Genomic DNA, 21855 nt, shown 5'->3' on the forward strand with positions numbered 1-21855 from the left:
GGCATCGGCCGTTGGATTCCTCCTGAACCTACCCTTTGCCCGTCGCAGAAATCAATGGCGCCGAAATCAACGGATCAGCTGGTCAGCAGCGGTTCCAAGGTACGCTGTGCCGCCTCGCGAAGCCCGCTGACGGCGGGACCGGCTGCGAGAATGTCCCTGCTTGAGGTACCAAGAACCTGCGAATAGGCGGCACCGAACGTTGCCCGCAGGTCCGCGGCCGTGGCGCCCTGGGCACCGAGCCCGGGCGCGAGGATGATTCCCCGCACGGCCTCCAGGTCCAGCTGCAGGTCCTGCAGCGCCCCGCCCACAGTGGCGCCCACCACGAGGCCCACCGAGCCGAAGGTTCCCGCATACCGGCGGTTTTCCGCAGCTGCCGCCTCGGTGATCCTGCGGGCCACCGAATCAGCGCCGCCCACGTGCTGGACGGAGGCGCCTTCCGGGTTGGACGTCAGGGCCAGGACGAAGACGCCGCGGCCGTAGTCCGCCGCAAGGTCCAGCGCAGGGCGCAGGGACTCGAAGCCAAGGTACGGGCTCAAGGTGACCGAATCCGCGGCCAGGGACGAGCCGTCCCGGAGCCAGGCGTCGGCGTAGGCGGCCATGGTGGAGCCGATGTCACCGCGCTTGGCATCGGCGATGGTCAGCACGCTGGCATCAGCGGCGGCTGCGAGGGTGCGTTCCAGCACTGCTATACCCGCAGAACCGTGCCGTTCGTACAAAGCCACCTGCGGCTTCACGGCGGCAGCGAGCGAACCCACCGCCTCGACGACGGTGAGCGAGAAGCGCTCGAGGCCGGCGGCGTCGTCGTTCAGTCCCCATGCCTTCAGGAGCGCGGGGTGCGGATCAATCCCGACGCACAACGGACCGCGGTCCGCCATGGCCTGGCCGAGCCGGGAGCCGAAGGACTCCCGGCCGGCCGTTGCTGCAGCTTCCGGCTCAGGCATGCTGCGCTGCTGCTTCCTGGGCGGCCCTGTTTTGCGAGGCCGTCAGCGCAGCGGCGTGCTCCTGCAGGCTGGTCACGGACCATTCGTAGGTACGCAGCGCTTCGATGGCCTGGACCGCGGCATTGAACTCAGCCACCGTGGTGATGCACGGGATGCCGATCGAGGTGGCCGCGGCGCGCAGCTCGTAGCCGTCGATGCGGGCTTCGCCGCCGGAAGGCGTGTTGAAGACCATGTCGATCTCGCCGGCGATGATGAGGTCCGCGATGGTGCCTTCGCCCTCGGCACTGCTGCCCTCGGCGACCTTCCGGACCGGGGTGGCCTGGATGCCGTTGCGGCGCAGCACGTCGGCAGTGCCGCCGGTGGAGACGATCTCGAAGCCGAGGTCGGAGAGGCGCTTCACACCCATGATCACAGAACGCTTGTCCCGGTTGGCCACGGAGACGAAGATCTTGCCTTCGGTGGGCAGCGCGTTGTTGGCGGCCGCCTGGCTCTTGGCGAAGGCCGTGTCGAAGTGCTTGTCGATGCCCATGACCTCGCCGGTGGAGCGCATTTCCGGGCCGAGGAGCGAGTCCACAACCTTGCCCTCCGGGGTGCGGAAGCGGCTGAACGGCAGCACGGCTTCCTTGACCGAGACGGGGGCGTCGAACGGCAGGGTGGAGCCGTCACCGGTTTCCGGCAGCATCTTGTAGGCGCTGCGGAGCTGGTTGATGGTCACGCCGGTGCCGATCAGTGCAGCCGCCTTGGCCATCTGGACGCCCGTGGCCTTGGAGACGAAAGGCACGGTGCGGGAGGCCCGCGGGTTGGCTTCGAGGACGTACAGGACGTCGGAGGCCAGGGCGAACTGGATGTTGATGAGGCCGCGGACTCCCACGCCTTCGGCGATGGCCAGGGTGGCGGTCCGGACGCGCTCGATCACGTTGTTGCCGAGGGTGATCGGAGGCAGCACGCACGCGGAGTCACCGGAGTGGATGCCGGCCTCTTCGATGTGCTCCATGATGCCGCCGAGGTACATCTCGGTTCCGTCGTAGAGGGCGTCGACGTCGATCTCGACGGCGTCCTCCAGGAACCGGTCGATCAGCACCGGGTGTTCGGTGGTGATCTCCGTCGCGTTGGCGATGTAGCGGGAGAGGTTCGGCTCGTCGTAGACGATCTCCATGCCGCGTCCGCCCAGCACGTAGGACGGCCGCACCAGTACCGGGTAGCCGATCTCGTCGGCGATCTTCTTGGCGTCCTCGAAGGACACGGCGGTGCCGTTCTTGGGCGAGATCAGCCCGGCCTCGTCCAGCACGCGGGAGAACGCCCCGCGGTGTTCGGCGAGGTCGATCGCTTCCGGTGACGTGCCAAGGATCGGCACGCCGGCGTCGGCGAGCTGCTGCGCGAGCTTGAGCGGGGTCTGGCCGCCGAGCTGGACGAACACGCCCATGACGCCGCCGGTGCGCTCCTCCGCTGCGATGACTTCGAGGACGTCCTCAAGGGTCAGCGGCTCGAAGTACAGGCGCGTGGAGACGTCGTAGTCGGTGGAGACGGTTTCCGGGTTGCAGTTGACCATGACGGTCTCGTAGCCGGCCTTGCGGAGTGCCATCGAGGCGTGCACGCAGGAGTAGTCGAACTCGATGCCCTGGCCGATGCGGTTCGGGCCGGAACCCAGGATGATGATGGACGGCTTGGCGTGCAGCGCCACCTCGTCCTCCTCGTCATAGGACGAGTAGTGGTACGGGGTGTAGGCGGCGAACTCCGCAGCGCAGGTGTCCACTGTCTTGTAGACCGGACGGATGCCCAGGGCCTGGCGGACGCCGCGGACCACGGCTTCCTGGTTGTTGGTGAGGGCGCCGATCTGCTCGTCGGAGAAGCCGTGGCGCTTGGCGCGCTGCAACATTTCCTGGGTCAGGGCGGTGGACTTGCGGATCTCCTGCGAGATCTCGTTGAGCAGCTGGAGCTGGTCCAGGTACCAGGGGTCGATCTTGGTGGCCTCGAAGAGCTGCTCCACCGTGGCGCCGCCGAGGAGGGCACGCTGCACCTGGTGCAGGCGTTCGGTGGTGGGCCGCTTGGACTTTTCGATCAGCTCGGCGACTTCCCATTCGGGAACGTGGCTGAAGTCCAGCTGCGAGCCCTTTTGCTCCAGGGAGCGCAGCGCCTTCTGGAGTGCCTCGGTGAAGTTGCGGCCCATGGCCATGGCCTCGCCCACGGACTTCATGGTGGTGGTCAGGGTGGGGTCCGCCGCCGGGAACTTCTCGAAGGCAAAGCGCGGAACCTTGACCACGACGTAGTCCAGGGTCGGTTCGAAGGACGCCGGGGTCTTCTGCGTGATGTCGTTCGGGATCTCATCCAGCGTGTAGCCGAGGGAGAGCTTGGTGGCGATCTTTGCGATGGCGAAGCCGGTGGCCTTGGAGGCCAGCGCCGAGGACCGGGAGACGCGGGGGTTCATCTCGATGACGACGACGCGTCCGGTGTCCGGTTCGACGGCGAACTGGATGTTGCAGCCGCCGGTGTCCACGCCCACTTCGCGGATGACCGCGATGGAGATGTCGCGCAGGCGCTGGTATTCGCGGTCCGTCAGGGTCAGGGCGGGGGCCACCGTGATGGAGTCGCCGGTGTGCACGCCCACGGGGTCGAAGTTCTCGATGGAACAGACAACAACCACGTTGTCGTTCTTGTCCCGCATCATTTCGAGCTCGTATTCTTTCCAGCCGAGGATGCTCTCTTCGAGCAGCACCTCGCTGGTGGGGCTGTACTGCAGGCCCTGGCCGACGATCCGGCGGAGGTCGGCTTCGTCGTAGGCGAGGCCGGAGCCGAGGCCGCCCATGGTGAAGGACGGCCGCACGACCATGGGGTAGCCGAGGTCTTCGGCTGCGGCGAGGGCCTCGTCGATGGTGTGGATGATGTGGCTGCGGGCGGACTCCGCGCCGCAGCGTTCCACGACGCCCTTGAACTTTTCGCGGTCTTCGCCGAGTTCGATCGCCGCGATGTTCGCGCCGATCAGTTCCACGTTGTACTTTTCCAGCACGCCGTTCTTGTCCAGGGCGATGGCGGTGTTGAGGGCCGTCTGGCCGCCCAGGGTGGGCAGGAGCGCGTCGGGGCGTTCCTTGGCGATGATCTTCTCCACCACCTCGGGGGTGATGGGCTCCACGTAGGTGGCATCGGCGAACTCGGGGTCCGTCATGATGGTGGCCGGGTTGGAGTTGACCAGGATAACGCGCAGGCCTTCCTCCTTGAGGACGCGGAGTGCCTGGGTGCCGGAGTAGTCGAACTCGGCGGCCTGGCCGATCACGATGGGGCCGGAACCGATGACCAGGACGCTCTTAAGGTCAGTTCTCTTGGGCATTACTTCTTGTCCTCAGTCTTGGAATCGGTGGAAGGCTTATTTTCGGCGCCAGCCGTTGAAGACACAGCCGTTGGGGACACAGCCGTGGGAGACTTGGCCGCCTTTTTCGTGTCCGCCATCAGCTCGATGAAGCGGTCAAAGAGGTAGGCGGCGTCGTGCGGTCCGGAGGCGGCTTCCGGGTGGTACTGCACCGAGAAGGCCGGGATGTCCAGGCAGGAGAGGCCTTCCACGACATCGTCGTTGAGGCTGACGTGGCTGACTTCGACGCGGCCGTAACGCTCTTCGGGAGCCTGGGTGGCGCCGTCGAGCGGGGCGTCCACGGCGAAGCCGTGGTTCTGCGAGGTGATTTCCACCTTGCCGGTGCGGCGGTCCATCACGGGCTGGTTGATGCCGCGGTGGCCGTAGCGGAGCTTGTAGGTGCCGAAGCCCAGGGCGCGGCCCAGGATCTGGTTGCCGAAGCAGATGCCGAAGTACGGCAGCTTCTCGTCCAGCACCGAGCGGAGCAGCTTGACCTGGTTGTCGGCCGTGGCGGGGTCGCCCGGTCCGTTGGACATAAAGAAGCCGTCCGGGTTGACTGCCTGGACGTCCGCCAGGGTAGCCGTCGCGGGCAGGACGTGGACGCGGACGCCGCGTTCGGCGAAGCGGATGGGAGTCATCCGCTTGATGCCGAGGTCGATCGCGGCGATGCTGAACAGCGGCTCGCCGTCCCAGCCCCAGTCCTTGGGCTCCACGATGTAGGACTCGTCCACGCTGACTTCCTCGGCGAGGCGGGCACCTTCCATCGGCGCGCTGGCCAGCACCGTGTCCACCAGTTCCTTGTCGGTGGCACGGGCGGCCTCGCCCGAGAAGATCCCGGCGCGCATGGTCTTGTGTTCGCGCAGGTGGCGGGTGATGGCACGGGTGTCCACGCCCTGGATGCCGACGATGCCCTGTTCCACGAGTTCGGAGTCAAGGGACCGTTCCGAACGCCAGTTGGAGGGCCGGCGCGCGGCATCGCGGACAATGTAGCCGGCCACCCAGATGCGGCGGGACTCGGCGTCGTCGGCGTTCACTCCGGTGTTGCCGATGTGCGGTGCCGTCTGGACCACCAGCTGGCGGGCGTACGAGGGGTCGGTGATGGTCTCCTGGTAGCCGGTCATGCCGGTGGCGAAGACTGCCTCGCCCAGGGCGGTTCCGGTGGCGCCGTAGCTGCGGCCCCGGAAGATGCGGCCATCCTCGAGCACCAGCACCGCGGCCGTGGAAATTTCCGTTTCAGGTGCGGTACCTGCTTTTGCTGTTACTTCTGTCTCTGTCACGTTGTTACTTTCCACTATCGGCATCTGCCTGAGGGGCTGCGGAGATCAATTCTTGGAAGGCTTCGAGGAGGGCCGGCTTGTCGTCCGCGCGCCGGGACCGGAAACCGGTGTCCAGTTCGCGGCTTCCCAGCGTCCAGCTCACCACCAGGAGTCCGTCTTTTTCGACGAATTTCCCGGCCATGCCGCTGTCCTGGCGTACTCCGGTGAGTTTCGCGGCCGGGATGAAGACGGGCGCCGCTCCGGAACGCTCGAACAGCGCGCCTTCCGGGTGGATGGTGAGTTCAGCGTTGGTGCGGATGCCGAGGCCCTGGACGGCAATACGGTCCAGCCAGTCGCCGGCCGTGGTGGTGGCGACGTACTGGCCCTCTGCTGCGGCCAGCGGCAGGCCCAGTTCCGCGGGAACGGCGGGCAGCTGTTCGACGTCGGACTGGCGCCGCAGGCGGTTGCGCCAGCCGGCGCCCAGCATCACAAACAGGACGCCGATGACCGCCACTGTGGCGAATCCGGCAACTACCTTGTCCATCAGTACCCGCCGGCCGGGGCGGCAGCAGGCGCATCGGCCGGGTACCGGTACGGGGTGTTGAGGTGTCCGTCGAGGACAGTGGGGTGGCCCTTGAAGAATGTCGCCACGACCTTGCCCGGGAGTTCCCTGCCGGCGAACGGAGAGTTACGGCCCATGGTTGCCATCTTAGAAGGGTCCACGGTCCAGCGCGCAGCCGGATCCACCAGTGTGACGTTGGCGGGTTCGCCTGCCTCCAGCGGCCGCCCCTGGTCCGCCACCCGGCCGATCGCGGCGGGAACAACGGACGTGACGCGGGCGAAGTCCTCCCAGCCCATCAGGCCGGTTTCGATCATGGTGTCCTGCACGACGGACAGGGCCGTTTCCAGGCCGGTCATGCCCATGGCCGCCTGCGCCCATTCGCATTCCTTGTGTTCGCTGGGGTGCGGGGCGTGGTCCGTGCCGACGACGTCGATGGTGCCGTCCGCCAGGGCGGCACGCAGCGCCTGGACGTCGGAGTCCGTGCGCAGCGGCGGGTTGACCTTGTAGACGGGGTCGTAGCTGCGGACCAGTTCGTCGGTGAGCAGCAGGTGGTGCGGCGTCACTTCGGCGGTGACGTTGATCCCCCGTGCTTTGGCCCAGCGGATGATTTCCACTGATCCTGCCGTGGAGACGTGGCAGACATGGAGCCTGGAGCCGACGTGCTGGGCCAGCAGGACGTCCCGGGCGATGATGCTTTCCTCGGCCACGGCCGGCCAGCCAGCCAGTCCCAGCACAGCCGAGACGTCGCCTTCGTTCATCTGGGCGCCGGCGGTGAGCCGGGGTTCCTGCGCATGCTGGGCCACGACGCCGTCGAACGCTTTGACGTATTCGAGGGCACGGCGCATGATCACGGGATCGTGGACGCAGATGCCGTCGTCGGAGAAGACGCGGACCTTGGCGCGGGAGTCGGCCATGGCGCCCAGCTCGGCCAGCTGCTCGCCGGCGAGGCCCACGGTCACTGCACCGACGGGCCGGACGTCCACCCAGCCTGCGGTGCGTCCCAGGGTGTGGACCTGTTCCACGACGCCGGCGGTGTCAGCCACGGGATTGCTGTTGGCCATGGCGTGCACTGCGGTGTAGCCGCCGAGGGCTGCGGCGCGGGTGCCGGTCTCCACCGTTTCGGCATCTTCCCGGCCGGGTTCGCGGAGGTGTGTGTGGATGTCCACCATGCCGGGCAGTGCCACCAGGCCGGACGCCTCGATGACGGTGGCGCCGTCCGCTGCCAGGTCCTTGCCCCGTTCGGCGATGATGCCGTCGCGGATCAGGAGGTCTTCGGCCGCTCCGCCGAGGATGGCTGCGCCGCGGATGAGGTAGGCACCGGTGTTGGCTGCGTCCTGTTGTTCGTGTGCCATCAGTGGCTCTCCTTGGTGGAATAGGCGGCGGTGGAATAGGCGGCGGTGGGAGTTGCGGCTGGTTCGCGGGTGTCCCCGGAAAGCAGCAGGTACAGTGCGGCCATCCTGACGGACACGCCGTTCCGCACCTGTGCCAGGACGGTGGACCGGGGTGAGTCCGCAGCCGCCGAGGAAATTTCGAGCCCGCGGTTCATGGGGCCCGGGTGCATGATGATGGTGTCCTTCAGGCCCAGCTCGTCCAGGGCGCGGAGGCGGTTGTCGTCGAAGCCCCAGCGGCGGGAGTATTCGCGGGTCGTGGGGAAGAAGGACGCGTTCATCCGTTCGCCCTGGACGCGCAGCATCATGACGGCGTCGACGCCCTTTGCCAGGGTCTCGTCCATGTCGTAGCTGACACTGCAGGGCCATTGTCCGACGCCGATGGGCAGCAGGGTGGGCGGCGCCACCAGCGTGACCTCCGCGCCGAGGGTGCGGAGCAGCCAGACGTTCGAGCGCGCCACGCGGGAGTGCAGGACATCGCCGGCGATGGCGACCCGCATGCCTTTCAGGTCCGCCCCGGCGGACGGTGTCCCGTTGAGCCGGGCCCAGTGCCGGCGCATGGTGAAGGCGTCCAGCAGCGCCTGGGTGGGGTGTTCGTGGGTGCCGTCGCCGGCGTTGATGACGGCGGCGTCGATCCAGTCCGTGGCTGCCAGCCGGTGCGGCGCGCCGGAGGCCCAGTGACGGATGACAACGGCGTCGGCGCCCATGGCGGCCAGCGTCTGCGCCGTGTCCTTGAGGGACTCGCCCTTGGAAACGGAGGATCCCTTGGCGGCGAAGTTGATGACGTCCGCTGACAGCCGTTTGGCGGCCGCTTCAAAGGAGATGCGGGTGCGGGTGGAATCTTCGAAGAACAGGTTCACAACCGTGCGTCCGCGCAGGGCAGGGAGCTTCTTGACTTCACGGTCCCCCACTGCCGCCATTTCCTCAGCGGTGTCGAGGATGCGGATGGCGTTGCCGAGGCTGAGGTCCTCGGTGGAAAGCAGGTGCTTCATGCGCCTGCCTCAATGACCACTTCGTTGACCGGAGCTCCGTCAACGGAGTCGGTCTCTTCGAGCCGGACCCGGACCTTTTCGGAGGACGAAGTAGGGAGGTTCTTGCCGACGTGGTCGGCGCGGATGGGAAGTTCGCGGTGGCCGCGGTCGATCATGACGGCGAGCCGGACGATGCGCGGGCGGCCGAGGTCCACGATGGCATCGAGCGCCGCACGGATGGTCCTGCCCGAGTAGAGGACGTCATCGATCAAAACGACGACCTTGTTGTCGATGCCGGTCCGCGGCAGCTGCGTAGGATACGGGGGCCGCGTGGGCTGGTGCGAGAGATCGTCCCGGAACATGGTGACGTCCAGCTGGCCGACGATGGCGGCGGCGTCCACGGTGGGATCGGCGGCGGCGATTTTCTTGGCCAGTCGGACTGCCAGCGGGTAGCCGCGGCGCGGAATGCCGAGCAGCACCAGATCCTGGGAACCCTTATTGGCCTCGAGGATCTCATGGGCGATACGAGTGAGTGCACGGTCAATGTCCGCAGAGTTGAGTACAACCCTGGCCGGAACCGGTGCTTCTGTGACTGAAGTCAACGCTCGTCTCCCCTTTCCCCGCCTCACGGGACGGAATTAAAAAAGGAACATTTGCTCATCAAAATTACCACACGCGGCATCCCGGCCCGGCTGCCCGGCCGGGGCCGGGAAGGCGTTTAACATCACACCCAGGGGCCGGTGAGGATCGCCGCAGCGACGGCGCTGCCGCCTTGGATGCCCCGGGGCGAGGGACATAGGCTCAGTCCCATGACATCGAACGAGCACTGGCCGCAGCACAATCATTCCGGCGGTCAACGCTACGGGCAGCAGCCCCCATGGCCCGGACAGCCCCTGCCCCGGCAGGCCAATCCCACGTGGATGGGCCAGGTGCAGCCCGATCACTACCGGGCTGCACCTGCCAACAGCTTTGCCCCGGCCGCCCACACAGTGATGCCGCCTGCACTTACCGGCAACCGCACCGGTATGGGAGTCATGGGGCTTGTAGGCGGCGGGGGCTTCCTTGCCTTCGCCAGCCTCTTCCTCGTCCTCCCCTACCTCGTGGGCAACACGGGCGTCACCGGATTCGTGATCGGTTTCATCGCCTCCCTGATTCCGCTCAGCGCCGTGCTGCTGGCCGTCTATTTCATCGACCGCTGGGAGCCCGAGCCCAAGCGGCTGCTGTTGTTTGCCTTCCTCTGGGGTGCCGCCGTGTCCATTTCCGTCACGCTGCTGATCCAGCCGTTCTTCGCGCTGGCGGCAGCACCGCCGGCCGGCATGGACTACCGGACCTTTGCAGTGACCGTGCAAGCCCCGGTCGTGGAGGAGTTCGCCAAGTCCCTGGGCCTACTGCTGCTCCTGGTCTTCGCGCGAAAGCACTTCGACGGCCCCGTGGACGGCGTTGTATTCGCCTTCACCATCGCCGGCGGCTTCGCTTTCACGGAAAACATCCTGTACTTCGGGCGGGCCATTGCCGAGTCCAGCACACCCGGCGCCGACCTCGCGGTCGTGTTCTTCCTCCGGGGCGTGATGTCCCCGTTCGCGCACGCCATTTTCACCGGAACCACGGGACTCATCCTCGGTTTCGCCGCACGCCGCTGGCACACCGGAATGTCGGTGCTGGCCTTCTTCGTCGGCCTGGTTCCGGCGATGTTCCTGCACAGCATGTGGAACAGCATGGGCCAGGACTTCCTGGTCCAGTACATCGTGGTGCAGGTGCCCATCTTCGTGCTGGCCGTCGTCGTTATTGTGGTGTTGCGCGTGGCGGAATCCCGGCTGACGCGGCAGCGGCTTCAGGAATATGCCGCCGCAGGGTGGTTCACGCCGCCGGAAGTGGAGATGCTGTCGACTGCCGGTGGCCGCCGGTCCGCGGTGCGCTGGGCAAAGCAGTTCGGCCGGGGGCCGCAGATGAAGTCCTTCGTTCGTTCGGCCACCCAGCTGGCCTTCACCCGGCAACGTATCCTCAGCGGGCGGGACCTCCCGGCCCATCAGCTCGACGAGCACCGCCAGCTGGCGGAAGTCGTGGCCCGGCGGGACGCCGTGCTGCGCTGAGGCACGGCAGATGCAGGAAAGGGCCGGSGSCCGCCSKGAGGCGGGGGCCGCAGCGACGGCTTCAGCTGCTGGAGCCGGCCCAGCAGGCCGTTGATGAACGACGGCGATTCGTCCGTGGACAGCGTCTTGGCCAGGGCGACGGCCTCGCTGACAGCCACGCCGTCGGGAACGTCGTCGTTGTAGAGCAGTTCCCACGTACCGATGCGCAGGATGATGCGGTCCACGGAGGGCATGCGTTCAAGTGTCCAGCCCTGCGAGTAAGTCTCCAGGAATTCATCGATGGCAACCTGGTGGGACACCACGCCTTCGACGATCTCGAGGGTGTAGGGGTTGATGATCTGGTCGGTCTTTTCGCGGCGGGACCGCAGCACATCAAAAGCCGAAAGGGAGCGCTGCTCCGCCTCGAAGAGAACATCCAGGGCCCGGTTACGGGCCTTACCGCGGGCGCTCACTAGTCGTTGACCCGACCGAGGTAGCTGCCGTCGCGGGTGTCAACCTTGACCTTGGTGTTGTTCTCAACGAACAGCGGCACCTGGATCTCATAGCCGGTTTCCAGTGTTGCCGGCTTGGTGCCGGCGGAGGAGCGGTCGCCCTGCAGGCCCGGCTCGGTGTAGGTGATTTCGAGGACAACGCTCGGCGGGAGTTCGATGTACAGCGGAGTGCCTTCGTGGATGGCGATGTTGACCATCTGGTTTTCCAGCATGAAGTTGGTGGCGTCGCCTACCGTGGCACCGGAAACGGTGATCTGGTCGAAGTCCTGGGTGTCCATGAACACGAAGTCTGCACCGTCCTGGTACAGGTACTGGTAGTCGCGGCGGTCAACCGTGGCGGTCTCGATCTTGAGCCCGGCGTTGAAGGTTTTGTCGACCACCTTGCCGGACATGACGTTGCGCATCTTGGTACGGACGAAAGCGCCGCCCTTGCCCGGCTTGACGTGCTGGAACTCGATGATGTTCCAGAGCTGGCCCTCAAGCTTCAGCACGGTTCCGTTCTTGATGTCGTTTGTGGTTGCCACTGATATCCTCTGGTTTCTATCTGACTGCTTCTAGCTGCCAGCCGGTTATGTCAGGCAGGCACGCCAAAAGGCCGCCAGCGAGTATTTGTCAAAAATCCAAGAACCATTCTACCGGTAATGCCGGCGGGCTGGCGCGACGTCCGCTAGGAGGCCATTTCCAGGACATTCCGTGCCCGCTGCAGCGCAACGGTGGAAGAGTAGATCAGCGCGGCGTCCGCAGCCCCCGCGACCCTCAGGTCCAGGGCTTTCGCGAACTCGTCGACGGCGGCCGCGGTGTTGCCGCTGGCGTAGTACGCCCGTCCCAGGTGCTGGTGCGCCAGTGCCTCCAGCTCGGTTCCCTGGACTTCGCCCAGGAGCTGGCGGAAAAGGTCGACTGCCCGGTCAAAGCGCTTGGAAACCCGCAGGACCTCGGCTTCGAAGGCGCGGAGCCGGAAGGATTCGGGATCGCTGTAGCGCGCCTCGGCCAGGAGCTCCGCGGCGTCGGCGGCGTGGCCTTCGACCAGGAGGACCATGATGCGGTCCGCCGGGTCGGAGGATGCCTGGAGCGCGGAGCTGCAGGCTTCTTCGTTGACGATTCCTGGCATCAGGGTGTCCGGGTTGATCTTGATTCCGGGGAAGCCGGCATCCGGCCACTCACTCGTGCCGCCCAGGGAATCCATCATCACGTCGCTCCTCATCAAGAGGCAATCTCCTGGTACGCGGCGAACAGCAGGGACGTGTCCGGGACGTCCAGGATCCCCGGCCGCGCAATGCCGTCGAGCACCACGAAACGCAGCAGGTCGCCGCGGGACTTCTTGTCCCGGCGCATGCCGTCGAGGAGTCCCTGCCAGCGGTCCCGGCGGTAGGTGATCGGCAGTCCAAGGGTTTCCAGGATGGTGCGGTGACGGTCGGCGTCGGCGTCGCTGAGGCGCCCCACGCTGCGGGCGAGTTCCGCGGCGAACATCATCCCGACGGAGACGGCAGCGCCGTGGCGCCAGGAGTAACGTTCCACCAGCTCGATCGCATGACCCAGGGTGTGCCCGTAGTTGAGGATTTCGCGCCGGCCGGTTTCCTTGAGGTCCTCGGACACCACTTCGGCCTTGACCGCGATGGCGCGTTCGATCAGTTCCCGCAGGGCCGCGGACTGCGGATCGGTGACCGCGGAAGGATCCTTTTCCACGAGGTCCAGGATGGCGGGATCGGCGATGAACCCGCATTTGATGACCTCCGCCATCCCAGAAATGAGCTCGTTCTTCGGCAGCGTGCCCAGCGTGTCCAGGTCGGCGAGCACGGCAGCCGGCGGGTGGAAGGCGCCCACGAGGTTTTTGCCTTCGGCCGTGTTGATGCCGGTCTTTCCGCCGACGGATGCGTCCACCATGCCGAGCAGGCTGGTGGGCATGTGGATGACCTTGACCCCGCGAAGCCACGTCGCGGCGACAAACCCGGCGAGGTCAGTGACGGCACCGCCGCCGACTGCCACGACGGCGTCCGACCGGGTGAAGTCGTTCTGTCCCAGGACCTGCCAGCAGAACGCGGCAACCTGGATGTGCTTGCCTTCCTCGGCGTCCGGGATTTCGGCGGTCAGCGACGTGAAGCCCGCCGAGGCCAGTTCATCGCGCACGGTATCGCCGGTGAGCCGCAGGGCACGCGGGTGGATGACCAGGACGCGTTTGACGCGCTCCCCCAGCAGCTCCGGAAGGCGTTCGAGCAGGCCGCGGCCCACAACGACGTCGTAGTTGTCAGCGGCAGACTTGCCGGTGACTTTGATGACGGTTGATTCGCTACTCACTTTTCAACTTCCTTTGTGGCGGCCACTGGCTCCGCCGCCGCGGTCTGTGCCGCCGCGTACTCACGCAGCGCTTCTTCCAGCCGATGTCCGAGGTCCGCAACGGATCCGTTGCGGACATCGAAAACAAGATCGGCAAGCCGTTCGTACACGGGTTGCCGGGTGGCAAACAATGCGCGCCAGCGGCCCATGGCGTCCCCCGCGAGGAGCGGGCGGCCCGAATTCCGGGCGATGCGTTCGGACACCGTCTCGGCGTCGCACTCCAGGTAGACCACCGTGCAGCGGCCCAGGAGCTGCTGGGTTCCGGAGTCCAGGACCGCCCCGCCGCCCAGCGAAATGACGGTGCTGGTGTGCTGGGCGTCTTCGATCACCCGGGCCACGGTCCGTGCCTCGATCTCCCGGAACGCGGTCTCGCCGCGGGCGGCGAAGATGTCCGCAATGGTGCCGTGGTTTTCCACAATGACGATGTCGGTATCGACAAACGCCGCCCCCAGCTGCTGCGCGAGCTGGTGCCCGATTGCCGACTTGCCCACGGCCATGGGCCCGATCAGCGCGATGGGCCGCCGTGGCGCTTCGCTGTTCCTGCTGCTGACCGGCACTACTGGCCGATCGAGTCCAGGGACGCCGGAATGTTGTCCAGGTAACCCTTGATGTTGCGCGCCGTCTCCGCGACGGAGTCACCGCCGAACTTCTCTGCCACAGCCTCGGCGAGCACCAGTGCCACCATGGCCTCGGCCACGACGCCCGCGGCCGGGACGGCACAGACGTCGGAACGCTGGTGGTGGGCCTTGGCGGCTTCCCCGGTGCTCACGTCGATGGTCTTCAGGGCGCGGGGAACGGTGGCAATGGGCTTCATCGCTGCACGGACGCGCAGGACATCGCCGATGCTCATGCCGCCTTCGATGCCGCCGGCCCGGTTGCTGGTGCGGATGATTCGGCCGTCGGAATCCTTGACGATTTCGTCGTGGGCGGCGGAGCCGCGGCGGGAGGCCGTGAGGAAGCCGTCGCCAACCTCCACACCCTTAATGGCCTGGATGCCCATCAGGGCAGCGGCAAGGCGGGAGTCCAGGCGGCGGTCCCAGTGAACGTAGCTGCCGAGCCCGGGCGGAAGGCCGTAAGCGAGGACCTCCACCACACCGCCGAGGGTTTCGCCTTCTTTGTGGGCGGCATCAACCTCGGCCACCATGGCATCCGAGGTTTCCCGGTCAAAGCAGCGGAGCGGATCTGCGTCAAGGGCTATCACGTTGGCCGGCACGGGCAGCGGGCGTCCCTCAGGCACGGAGACGCTCGCGATGGAAACGGTGTGGCTGACAAGTTCGATGCCCAGCTGCTTGAGGTACTGGGACGCCACGGTGCCCAGGGCGACACGGGTGGCGGTTTCGCGGGCGCTGGCACGCTCCAGCACCGGGCGGGCCTCGTCGAAGCCGTACTTCTGCATTCCCGTGAAGTCGGCGTGGCCGGGACGCGGCCGCGTCAGCGGTGCGTTGCGTGCCTGGTCGGCGAGGATGTCCGGGTCCACGGGATCTGCAGCCATGATCTGCTCCCACTTGGGCCATTCGGTGTTTCCCACCTGGATGGCCACGGGGCCTCCCTGGGTGAGGCCGTGGCGCACACCGCCGAGGACGGTCACCACGTCCTGTTCGAACTTCATCCGGGCCCCGCGGCCGTAGCCGAGGCGCCGACGGGCTAGGGCATCGGCGATCTGGCTGCTGGTGAGTTCAACACCGGCAGGCACGCCTTCAATTATTCCGACCAGTGCCGGACCATGGGATTCACCGGCAGTCAACCAACGCAACATACAATCCATCCTGCCACGTAGGGCGGTTAGAACACTCGTCGGGGTGCCCCGACTGCGTCACACATCACATCTATGACATCGGCCGTGACGTCGTCACCGAGGCCGCTGAAAAACCGGACCTGCTCCACAGCCTGGTACAGCAGCATCTCCAGCCCGGGCACCACAGCGCCTCCCCCGTCCTGCCAGACGGAGGCGATCCGGCTGGGCCAGGGATCGTACGCAACGTCCAGCAGCACTCCTGGCGTCGCGGCGTGGAGGCCGGCGAGCTCATCCGCCAGGGCATCCGCCCCACGCGGCGGCAGGGTGGAAATTACGACGTCGGCAGCCGCCATTGCGGCGGCGGCGCCGGACAGCGGGAGGACACGGATCGGGAGTCCGACGCCGTCGGACGCTGCGCGGGCTTCGGCAGCACGTCCGACGTCGCGCACGAAGACGTCGGCTGATGGCGCCCCCAGATCCTTAAGGGCCGCGATCGCCGCGGCGGACGTTCCGCCGCCGCCAAGGATCACCGCGGACGGCGCGGCGACCACGCCGGCATGCCGCACGGCGTTGACGATGCCCGCGACGTCGGTGTTGTAGCCGATCCGGCGGACGGATGTCCCGTCGGTTTCGAACACCACGGTGTTTACGACTCCGAGGATGCCAGCGACCCCGCGGACCTCGTCCACCTCCAAAACCATGGCGGTCTTGAGCGGCATGGTGACGGACAGTCCCCGCCACCCCGGCTCGCCGCGGACCGTCTCCATGAACGCCGGCAGGTCCGGAACGGTCACATCGATGGCGGTGTAGTCGATGTCCACGCCCAGCCGGGCGTAGGCGGCACGGTGAAGCGCCGGAGACTTCGAATGGCTGATCGGATGCCCAAGAACGGCAGCCCGGAAGGTCACGTGCAGCGTCCTTCGTTTGCGGCGCACCAGGCGTTGTACTGCTCCACGTATACGTTGTGCTCAGCCAGCGTCTTGGAGAACTTCGTTTCCTTGGTGTCCAGGTTGATGGTCACCCAGTACATGTACTCGTTGGCCTTCGGCTTGGCAGCCGCATCGATGGCGTTCTTGCCCGGTGATCCGATGGGTCCCACCGGAAGGCCCTGATTGGCGTACGTGTTGTACGGGTTCGACTTGTCGGCCTTCTGGTCCTCGTCGATGTGGAAGCTCTTGATGCCCAGCCCGTAGGTCACTGTGGCATCGGACTGGATCAGGCCGGCCGTCTCGGTGTTGTTCGGCTTGAGCCGGTTGTAGATGGCCCCGGCGACGTCGCCGTACTCGGCCTGCCCGCCTTCGGCCTGGACGATGCTGGCGACCGTCACAACGTCGTACTGTTTCTCCGGGTCGGTGACGCCCTGCGCCTTGAGCTCGTCAACGGTGGCGGTGACCAGGGTCTGGAGGATCTCCTTCGCCGGTGTTCCCAGCGGGAAGCGGTGCTCACCGGGCGCCAGGTAGCCTTCAAGGTTCTTGGCCTTCGCCGGGAGCCCGAACTGGGCGGGGGCGTCGCTGAGCGCTTTGAGCTGGGTAACGGGAATGCCTGATCCGTCAGATATGGACTGCAGCGACTCGCCGATCCGCAGCCCTGCGCTCAAGGCGAAGTACATCACTTTGCCTTCGCCCTTGCCCAGCAGGACGGCCACGGCATCGGAGTTCTTCATCTCCTGGCGGAACTGGAACTCGCCCGGCGCAATGGTGCCGCCGGATGCGGTGAGCTCGTGCAGGAAGGTGTCCGGGTTGGCAATGACCTTCTGGTCCGCGAGCTTGGTGGCAACAGACCTGGTGCCTTCGCCGGGCTCAACGGACACGTTCACTTGTCCGGTGCCGGGGCCGGGGTAATCGGCAATGGTGTTTCCGCCCAGCAGCGGCTTCAGGAACTGGGCTCCCACCACCAGCGCGGTGACGAACACCGCGAGAGTCAGCAGCAGCGCGAGCCAGCGGCGCCGGCGGCGGACCTTCTTGGACTTGGCCGGGATCACTGCCACCGAGGAGCCTGCGCCCATCAGCGGGTGCCCCGGCTCGTCAAAGTGATTGTCCGGATGGGGTCCCGCGGCATAGGCGTCGGCGTCATCGTAGACATGGTGCGCCTCGTCCTCGTGGTGGTCCGCATAGTGGTGCTGACCGGGCTCCGCCGCCAGGTCGCCGTGTGGATCGTAGGCGTGGGAGTCGTAGAGCCCGGGTGCTTCAGGGTGCAGCAGCTCGTGGTGCACCGGTTCCTCGTGGTGGAGGACTTCCTCCTGCACCGGTTCCGCGTGGCGCACCGGCTCCTCGTGGCGCACGGGTTCCTCATGGCGCACCGGCTCCTCGTGGCGCACGGGCACTTCGTGCTGCTGGACCGTGGGCGGAGCGTCGGGCATCTCAGGGGCTGCCTCATGCACTGACGGCGGTGCGGGCGGCACGCGCGGTGCTTCCGCGGGCACAGCGGCGGACTGCGGGACGGTGACGCCAGTCGGGCCGGCAGCTCCGGAGCGAAACTGCGGCGAGTGGCCGGTTTCAAATGCCTGCGGTGGGACGACGTCATGGCCTTCGGTCGCCAGGGACTTCTCCCTGGCCCGAATTTCCTTGCGCGTCAGCTGACGTCCGGAGTCACTGAATTCGTCACCTGAGGACTCGCCGCTGTTGACCGGGCTCACTGTAGCCTTCCATCGTCTGAAGATTGCACGTCGTTCCCGGAGACAGCCTGCTCAGCGCCTTCCGCTGCGGCGTCCCCGGAAAGCCCCGGCTGGGAAACCGCGAACACGCGGCTTCCGACATCCGTTCCCCTGGCTTTTTGCATATCGATTGCGTGCTGGAGAATTCCCGCAGCGGCAACCTGATCCACTACCTTACGGTGATTCCGGCTGCTCATGCCAGCTTCGTGCAGGTTGCGGTGGGCTGTCACGGTGCTCAAGCGTTCATCAATCAGCTGCACCGGAATGGCTGAGCCACGGCTCTCCAGCGCGGCCACCAGCAAATGTGCGTAGTCCGTCGCCATCCGGGCCGAAGCGTGCTCTTCGCCCTTGAGCGTGCGCGGCAGGCCAACGAAGATCTGGACCGCGCCAAGCTCGCCGGCCAGGGCCGCCAGCACACGCACGTCCGTGTTCTTCTTGGCGTTCCGCTCCAGTGTTTTCAAGGGCGTGGCCAGGATGCCGTCGCGGTCGCAGACAGCGACGCCCACGCGGACGGTGCCCACGTCCACCCCCAGTTTGATGCCCTGGGGGTAGACGCCGGGTGCAGCAGATTGATTCACAGTTCGGTTATCGCCTCGTGATGGCGTCCACGACGGCGGTAAGCGCCGCCGGCACCTTCGTGGCATCCGTGCCGCCGCCCTGGGCGACGTCGTCCTTCCCGCCGCCGCCGCCGCCGAGGATTCCGGCCGCCAGACGGACCAGGGCACCGGCCTTGACGCCGGCTGTGCGGGCTGCCTCGTTGGTGGCGACGAGGATCACGGGGCGGTCGTTGCTCACACCGGCAACCGCCACTGCGGCAGCCTCGGAGCCGAGACGGGTGCGCAGGTCGAGTGCGAGTCCGCGGAGGTCGTCAGCGCCGCTGACCTGTCCGGCGTCGTGCGCAATGACCTTGACTCCGGCGGCATCCTTGGCGGTGCCGACCAGCTGTGCTGCGGCTGCGGTCAGTTGCTCCTTGCGCAGTCGCTCCAGTTCCTTTTCAACGGTCTTGAGCTTGGTGAGGGTTGTGGCGATGCGGTCTGCAAGCAGGCCGGACGGCACCTTGAGCATTTCGGTGAGCTCCGTGACGAGCGCACGCTCGGCAGCGAGGTGCCGGAATGCCTCCATGCCCACAAAGGCCTCCACGCGGCGGTTTCCGGAACCCACGGACTGGTCGCCCAGCAGGGACAGGCTGCCGATCAGCGAGGTGTTGGCCACATGGGTGCCGCCGCAAAGCTCGCGGGACCAGGCGCCGTCGATCTCCACGACCCGGACTTCGTTGCCGTAGTTCTCGCCGAAGAGCGCCATGGCGCCGAGCGCCTTGGCCTCGGCCAGTGCCATGACCCTGGTATCCACCTGGAAGTTGTTCCGGATGGCGATGTTGGAGACTTCCTCGATCTCCGAGCGTGTTGCGGCGCTGAGGCCCTCGCCCCACGCGAAGTCGAAGCGCAGGTAGCCCGCTTTGTTGTACGAGCCGCGCTGCAGGGCCTCCGGGCCGAGGATCTGGTGCAGGGCAGCATGCACGATGTGCGTCCCGGTGTGGGCCTGCTCCGCCGCGTGGCGCCGCTCGCGGTCCACGGCGGCCTGCACGAGGGAGTCAGCACCGATTTCGCCCTCGCGGACAATCGCCTTGTGCACGCTCAGGCCCTTGACGGGCCGCTGGACGTCCAGGACCTCGACGACGAATCCGTCACCCGTGATGAGTCCGGTATCGGCCGCCTGGCCGCCTGCTTCGGCATAGAACGGGGTCTCCGCGAGCACGAGCTCGATCTCCTCGCCCGTAGACGCCTGGGAAACCTTGCGGCCGCCGGCAAGGATGCCGCGGACCTTGGATTCGCCGGCAAGCTCCGTGTAGCCGGTGAAAACGGTCTCGCCCTCGGCGAGCAACTCCTGGAAGGCACTGAGGTCCGCGTGCGAGCCCTTCTTGCCCTTGGCGTCGGCCTGGGCGCGCTGGCGCTGCTCCAGCATGAGCTTCCGGAATTCGGGCTCGTCAACCTTGAGGCCGGCTTCTTCCGCCATTTCCAGCGTCAGGTCGATCGGGAAACCGTAGGTGTCGTGCAAGGCAAAAGCGTCGGCGCCGGACAGCGGCTGGCCGGCTGCCTTGGAATCCTTGACCGCGTCTTCGAGGCGAGCCGTGCCGGACGCGATGGTCCGCAGGAAGGCCTTCTCCTCGGCGTAGGCGATGCGGCTGATGCGGTCGAAGTCGGTCTCGACCACCGGGTAGACGCCCTTCATCGCGTCGCGGGATGCCGGGAGGAGGTCGGGCAGGCAGGCCTTTTCGACGCCGAGGAGCCGCATGGAGCGCACGGCACGGCGGATCAGGCGGCGCAGCACGTAGCCGCGGCCTTCGTTGGAGGGGGTCACGCCGTCGGCGATCAGCATCAGCGCGGACCGGATGTGGTCGGCCACAACGCGCATCCGGACGTCGTCCGTGTGGTGCGGATCGTCGGCGGACTCGGCGGAGGTGTACTCCCGGCCGGACAGTGCCGCGGCCTTGTCGATCACGGGGCGGACCTGGTCGGTCTCGTACATGTTCTCGACATCCTGCAGGATCATGGCGAGGCGTTCCATGCCGAGGCCGGTGTCGATGTTCTTCTTGGGCAGTTCGCCGGTGATGTCGAAGTCCACCTTGGAGCGGACGTTGTCGATCTGGTACTGCATGAACACGAGGTTCCAGATTTCGACGTAGCGGTTCTCGTCGGCGATCGGGCCGCCCTCGACGCCGTACGACGGGCCTCGGTCGTAGTAGATCTCGGAGCAGGGGCCGGCCGGACCTGGCTGGCCGGTGGACCAGTAGTTGTCGGCCTTGCCCATCCGCTGGATTCGTTCGGCGGGCATGCCCGTGTTCGTAAGCCAGAGCTGCTCGGCCTCGTCGTCCTCTTCATAGACGGTGACCCAGAGCTTCTCGGGCGGCAGGCCGTAGCCGCCGTCGTCAACGGCCGTGGTGAGCAGTTCCCAGGCGAACTTGATGGCGTCTTCCTTGAAGTAGTCGCCGAAGGAGAAGTTGCCGCACATCTGGAAGAAGGTGCCGTGGCGTGCCGTCTTGCCGACTTCCTCGATATCGCCGGTCCGGATGCACTTCTGCACGCTGGTGGCGCGGTTGTAGGGCGCCTCTTCGCGGGCCGTCAGGTACGGAATGAACGGCACCATGCCGGCCACCGTGAACAGCAGGGAGGGGTCGCTGGAGACCAGGGATGCGGAGGGCACCGCCGTGTGTCCCTTGCTGACAAAAAAGTCGATCCAGCGCTTGGTGATCTCCTGCGACTTCATAACCTGGTTACTTACCCTTCTTGGTGTACTGCGTGTAGTTCTGGTGCGTATGGGTCAGATGCGTGAGGTCACGCAAACGCGTGGCTGCCTGGACATCTGCGGTGGCATCTGCCGGGGCTGCCGGTTTAATTCTCCCCCACTGGGGGCGGTGCAATGTCCGCGTCCGGACACCGGACTGGCTGCGGGCTGGTCCTGGTGGAGGACGCTAGCGCCGCGCCACGTCCTGGCTGTCGATGCCCAGGGCTGTCCGCAGCTCGGTTTCGCGTTCCTGCATTCCATCCCGCACGGCGTCCGCGAAGTCGTAGATACCGTCAGCCAGGCGGCCCACCGCCCGGTTCAGGCCTTCGGGCCCAAGGGTAGACTGCGCCTCGGTGATTTTGCGGAACGCGATGACACCGATGGCGACGCCGATTCCCATCCAGAGAATTCTTTTCATTGAGTGTTCTCCGTCTGGATTAGCGGCTGCGGCGGCCGGTGGCGGGTTTCTTGCGGGCTGACAGGGCGGAGCGGACACCGTAGCTGAAGGCTGCCACCTTGATCAGCGGGGATCCCACCGTCGCGGCCACGAGGGACGAGAGCGCGGAGATGTTGGCTGAGGCGTCCGAGACGTTGGACGAGATGCCGTCAACCTTTTTCAGCTGCTGGTTGGTGGTGGACACCGTGGCTGTGACTTCGTCCATGAGTGGCGTGGCGCCGTCGCTGATTGCGCGGATGGACGTCCGGACTTCGTCAAAAACCCGTCCGAGCTTCAGGATCGGCACGGCGAGGATCAGCACGAGGAGCGCAAACACCCCTGCCGCGATCAGGCCGGCAATATCGCCACCAGACATAGA

Annotated in this window: 19 protein-coding genes and 1 pseudogene; 1 reads left to right on the top strand and 19 read right to left on the bottom strand. The window is 66.5% G+C overall.

Features of this window, described 5'->3' with window-relative positions; genetic code table 11:
• Positions 1-74: 74 nt before the first annotated feature.
• Genes pyrF through pyrR form a run of 7 tightly spaced genes read right to left on the bottom strand, consistent with a single transcriptional unit; the run spans position 75 to position 9060 of the window.
• Complete coding sequence (gene pyrF / locus AC1DRE_RS02285) at positions 75-941, bottom strand: orotidine-5'-phosphate decarboxylase (RefSeq protein WP_476983153.1); 867 nt, start codon at positions 939-941, stop codon at positions 75-77.
• Entirely contained in the window at positions 934-4263 is a 3330-nt protein-coding gene (carB, locus tag AC1DRE_RS02290; protein WP_476983154.1) for a carbamoyl-phosphate synthase large subunit, read from the bottom strand. Before carB ends, pyrF begins: the two co-directional genes overlap by 8 nt.
• Complete coding sequence (gene carA, locus AC1DRE_RS02295; protein ID WP_476983155.1) at positions 4263-5582, bottom strand: glutamine-hydrolyzing carbamoyl-phosphate synthase small subunit; 1320 nt, start codon at positions 5580-5582, stop codon at positions 4263-4265. The genes carB and carA overlap by 1 nt, the downstream gene beginning before the upstream one ends.
• Entirely contained in the window at positions 5563-6081 is a 519-nt protein-coding gene (locus tag AC1DRE_RS02300) for a PH-like domain-containing protein (RefSeq protein WP_476983156.1), read from the bottom strand. The genes carA and AC1DRE_RS02300 overlap by 20 nt, the downstream gene beginning before the upstream one ends.
• Positions 6081-7451 (bottom strand): dihydroorotase, encoded by a 1371-nt coding sequence (locus tag AC1DRE_RS02305; RefSeq protein ID WP_476983157.1) that lies wholly within the window; start codon positions 7449-7451, stop codon positions 6081-6083. Before AC1DRE_RS02305 ends, AC1DRE_RS02300 begins: the two co-directional genes overlap by 1 nt.
• Positions 7451-8479: an aspartate carbamoyltransferase catalytic subunit gene (locus AC1DRE_RS02310; RefSeq protein ID WP_476983158.1), complete on the bottom strand. Its 1029-nt coding sequence runs from the start codon at positions 8477-8479 to the stop codon at positions 7451-7453. Before AC1DRE_RS02310 ends, AC1DRE_RS02305 begins: the two co-directional genes overlap by 1 nt.
• A complete protein-coding gene (gene pyrR, locus AC1DRE_RS02315) occupies positions 8476-9060 on the bottom strand; it encodes a bifunctional pyr operon transcriptional regulator/uracil phosphoribosyltransferase PyrR (RefSeq protein ID WP_104172997.1) in 585 nt (194 codons plus the stop codon). The genes AC1DRE_RS02310 and pyrR overlap by 4 nt, the downstream gene beginning before the upstream one ends.
• Before the next feature lie 207 nt (positions 9061-9267).
• On the opposite strand from pyrR, the gene AC1DRE_RS02320 reads away from it, so the two are divergent.
• Positions 9268-10548: a PrsW family intramembrane metalloprotease gene (locus AC1DRE_RS02320; RefSeq protein WP_476983159.1), complete on the top strand. Its 1281-nt coding sequence runs from the start codon at positions 9268-9270 to the stop codon at positions 10546-10548.
• Positions 10549-10598: 50 nt separating this feature from the next.
• On the opposite strand, the pseudogene nusB reads toward AC1DRE_RS02320, so the two are convergent.
• The 12 genes and pseudogenes from nusB to AC1DRE_RS02380 all read right to left on the bottom strand — a co-directional run.
• Positions 10599-11000: pseudogene (gene nusB / locus AC1DRE_RS02325) on the bottom strand (transcription antitermination factor NusB); the annotation flags it as partial.
• Positions 11000-11563: an elongation factor P gene (gene efp, locus AC1DRE_RS02330; protein ID WP_028267136.1), complete on the bottom strand. Its 564-nt coding sequence runs from the start codon at positions 11561-11563 to the stop codon at positions 11000-11002. The gene efp and the pseudogene nusB, both read right to left, overlap by 1 nt.
• Positions 11564-11706: 143 nt before the next feature.
• Entirely contained in the window at positions 11707-12225 is a 519-nt protein-coding gene (locus AC1DRE_RS02335) for a tetratricopeptide repeat protein (RefSeq protein WP_476983160.1), read from the bottom strand.
• Positions 12226-12239: 14 nt separating this feature from the next.
• The gene (aroB, locus tag AC1DRE_RS02340; protein ID WP_364120783.1) at positions 12240-13331 is read right to left on the bottom strand and encodes a 3-dehydroquinate synthase; all 1092 of its coding nucleotides are present in this window, start codon (positions 13329-13331) and stop codon (positions 12240-12242) included.
• Positions 13328-13867, bottom strand: coding sequence for a shikimate kinase (locus AC1DRE_RS02345; RefSeq protein WP_364121620.1), 540 nt, complete (start codon positions 13865-13867; stop codon positions 13328-13330). Before AC1DRE_RS02345 ends, aroB begins: the two co-directional genes overlap by 4 nt.
• Before the next feature lie 59 nt (positions 13868-13926).
• A complete protein-coding gene (gene aroC, locus AC1DRE_RS02350) occupies positions 13927-15126 on the bottom strand; it encodes a chorismate synthase (protein WP_104173000.1) in 1200 nt (399 codons plus the stop codon).
• 26 nt (positions 15127-15152) lie between these two features.
• A complete protein-coding gene (locus AC1DRE_RS02355; protein WP_476983161.1) occupies positions 15153-16013 on the bottom strand; it encodes a shikimate dehydrogenase in 861 nt (286 codons plus the stop codon).
• Positions 16010-17740 (bottom strand): endolytic transglycosylase MltG, encoded by a 1731-nt coding sequence (gene mltG, locus AC1DRE_RS02360; RefSeq protein ID WP_476983162.1) that lies wholly within the window; start codon positions 17738-17740, stop codon positions 16010-16012. The genes AC1DRE_RS02355 and mltG overlap by 4 nt, the downstream gene beginning before the upstream one ends.
• Complete coding sequence (ruvX, locus tag AC1DRE_RS02365; protein ID WP_104173002.1) at positions 17737-18336, bottom strand: Holliday junction resolvase RuvX; 600 nt, start codon at positions 18334-18336, stop codon at positions 17737-17739. Before ruvX ends, mltG begins: the two co-directional genes overlap by 4 nt.
• A 7-nt stretch (positions 18337-18343) precedes the next feature.
• Positions 18344-21022: an alanine--tRNA ligase gene (gene alaS, locus AC1DRE_RS02370; protein ID WP_476983163.1), complete on the bottom strand. Its 2679-nt coding sequence runs from the start codon at positions 21020-21022 to the stop codon at positions 18344-18346.
• Between the two features lie 205 nt (positions 21023-21227).
• Positions 21228-21458: a DUF6167 family protein gene (locus AC1DRE_RS02375; protein WP_181038795.1), complete on the bottom strand. Its 231-nt coding sequence runs from the start codon at positions 21456-21458 to the stop codon at positions 21228-21230.
• Between the two features lie 19 nt (positions 21459-21477).
• Entirely contained in the window at positions 21478-21852 is a 375-nt protein-coding gene (locus AC1DRE_RS02380) for a DUF948 domain-containing protein (RefSeq protein WP_028269108.1), read from the bottom strand.
• Positions 21853-21855 lie beyond the last annotated feature (3 nt).

This window comes from Arthrobacter sp. P4_H3, assembly GCF_056400885.1.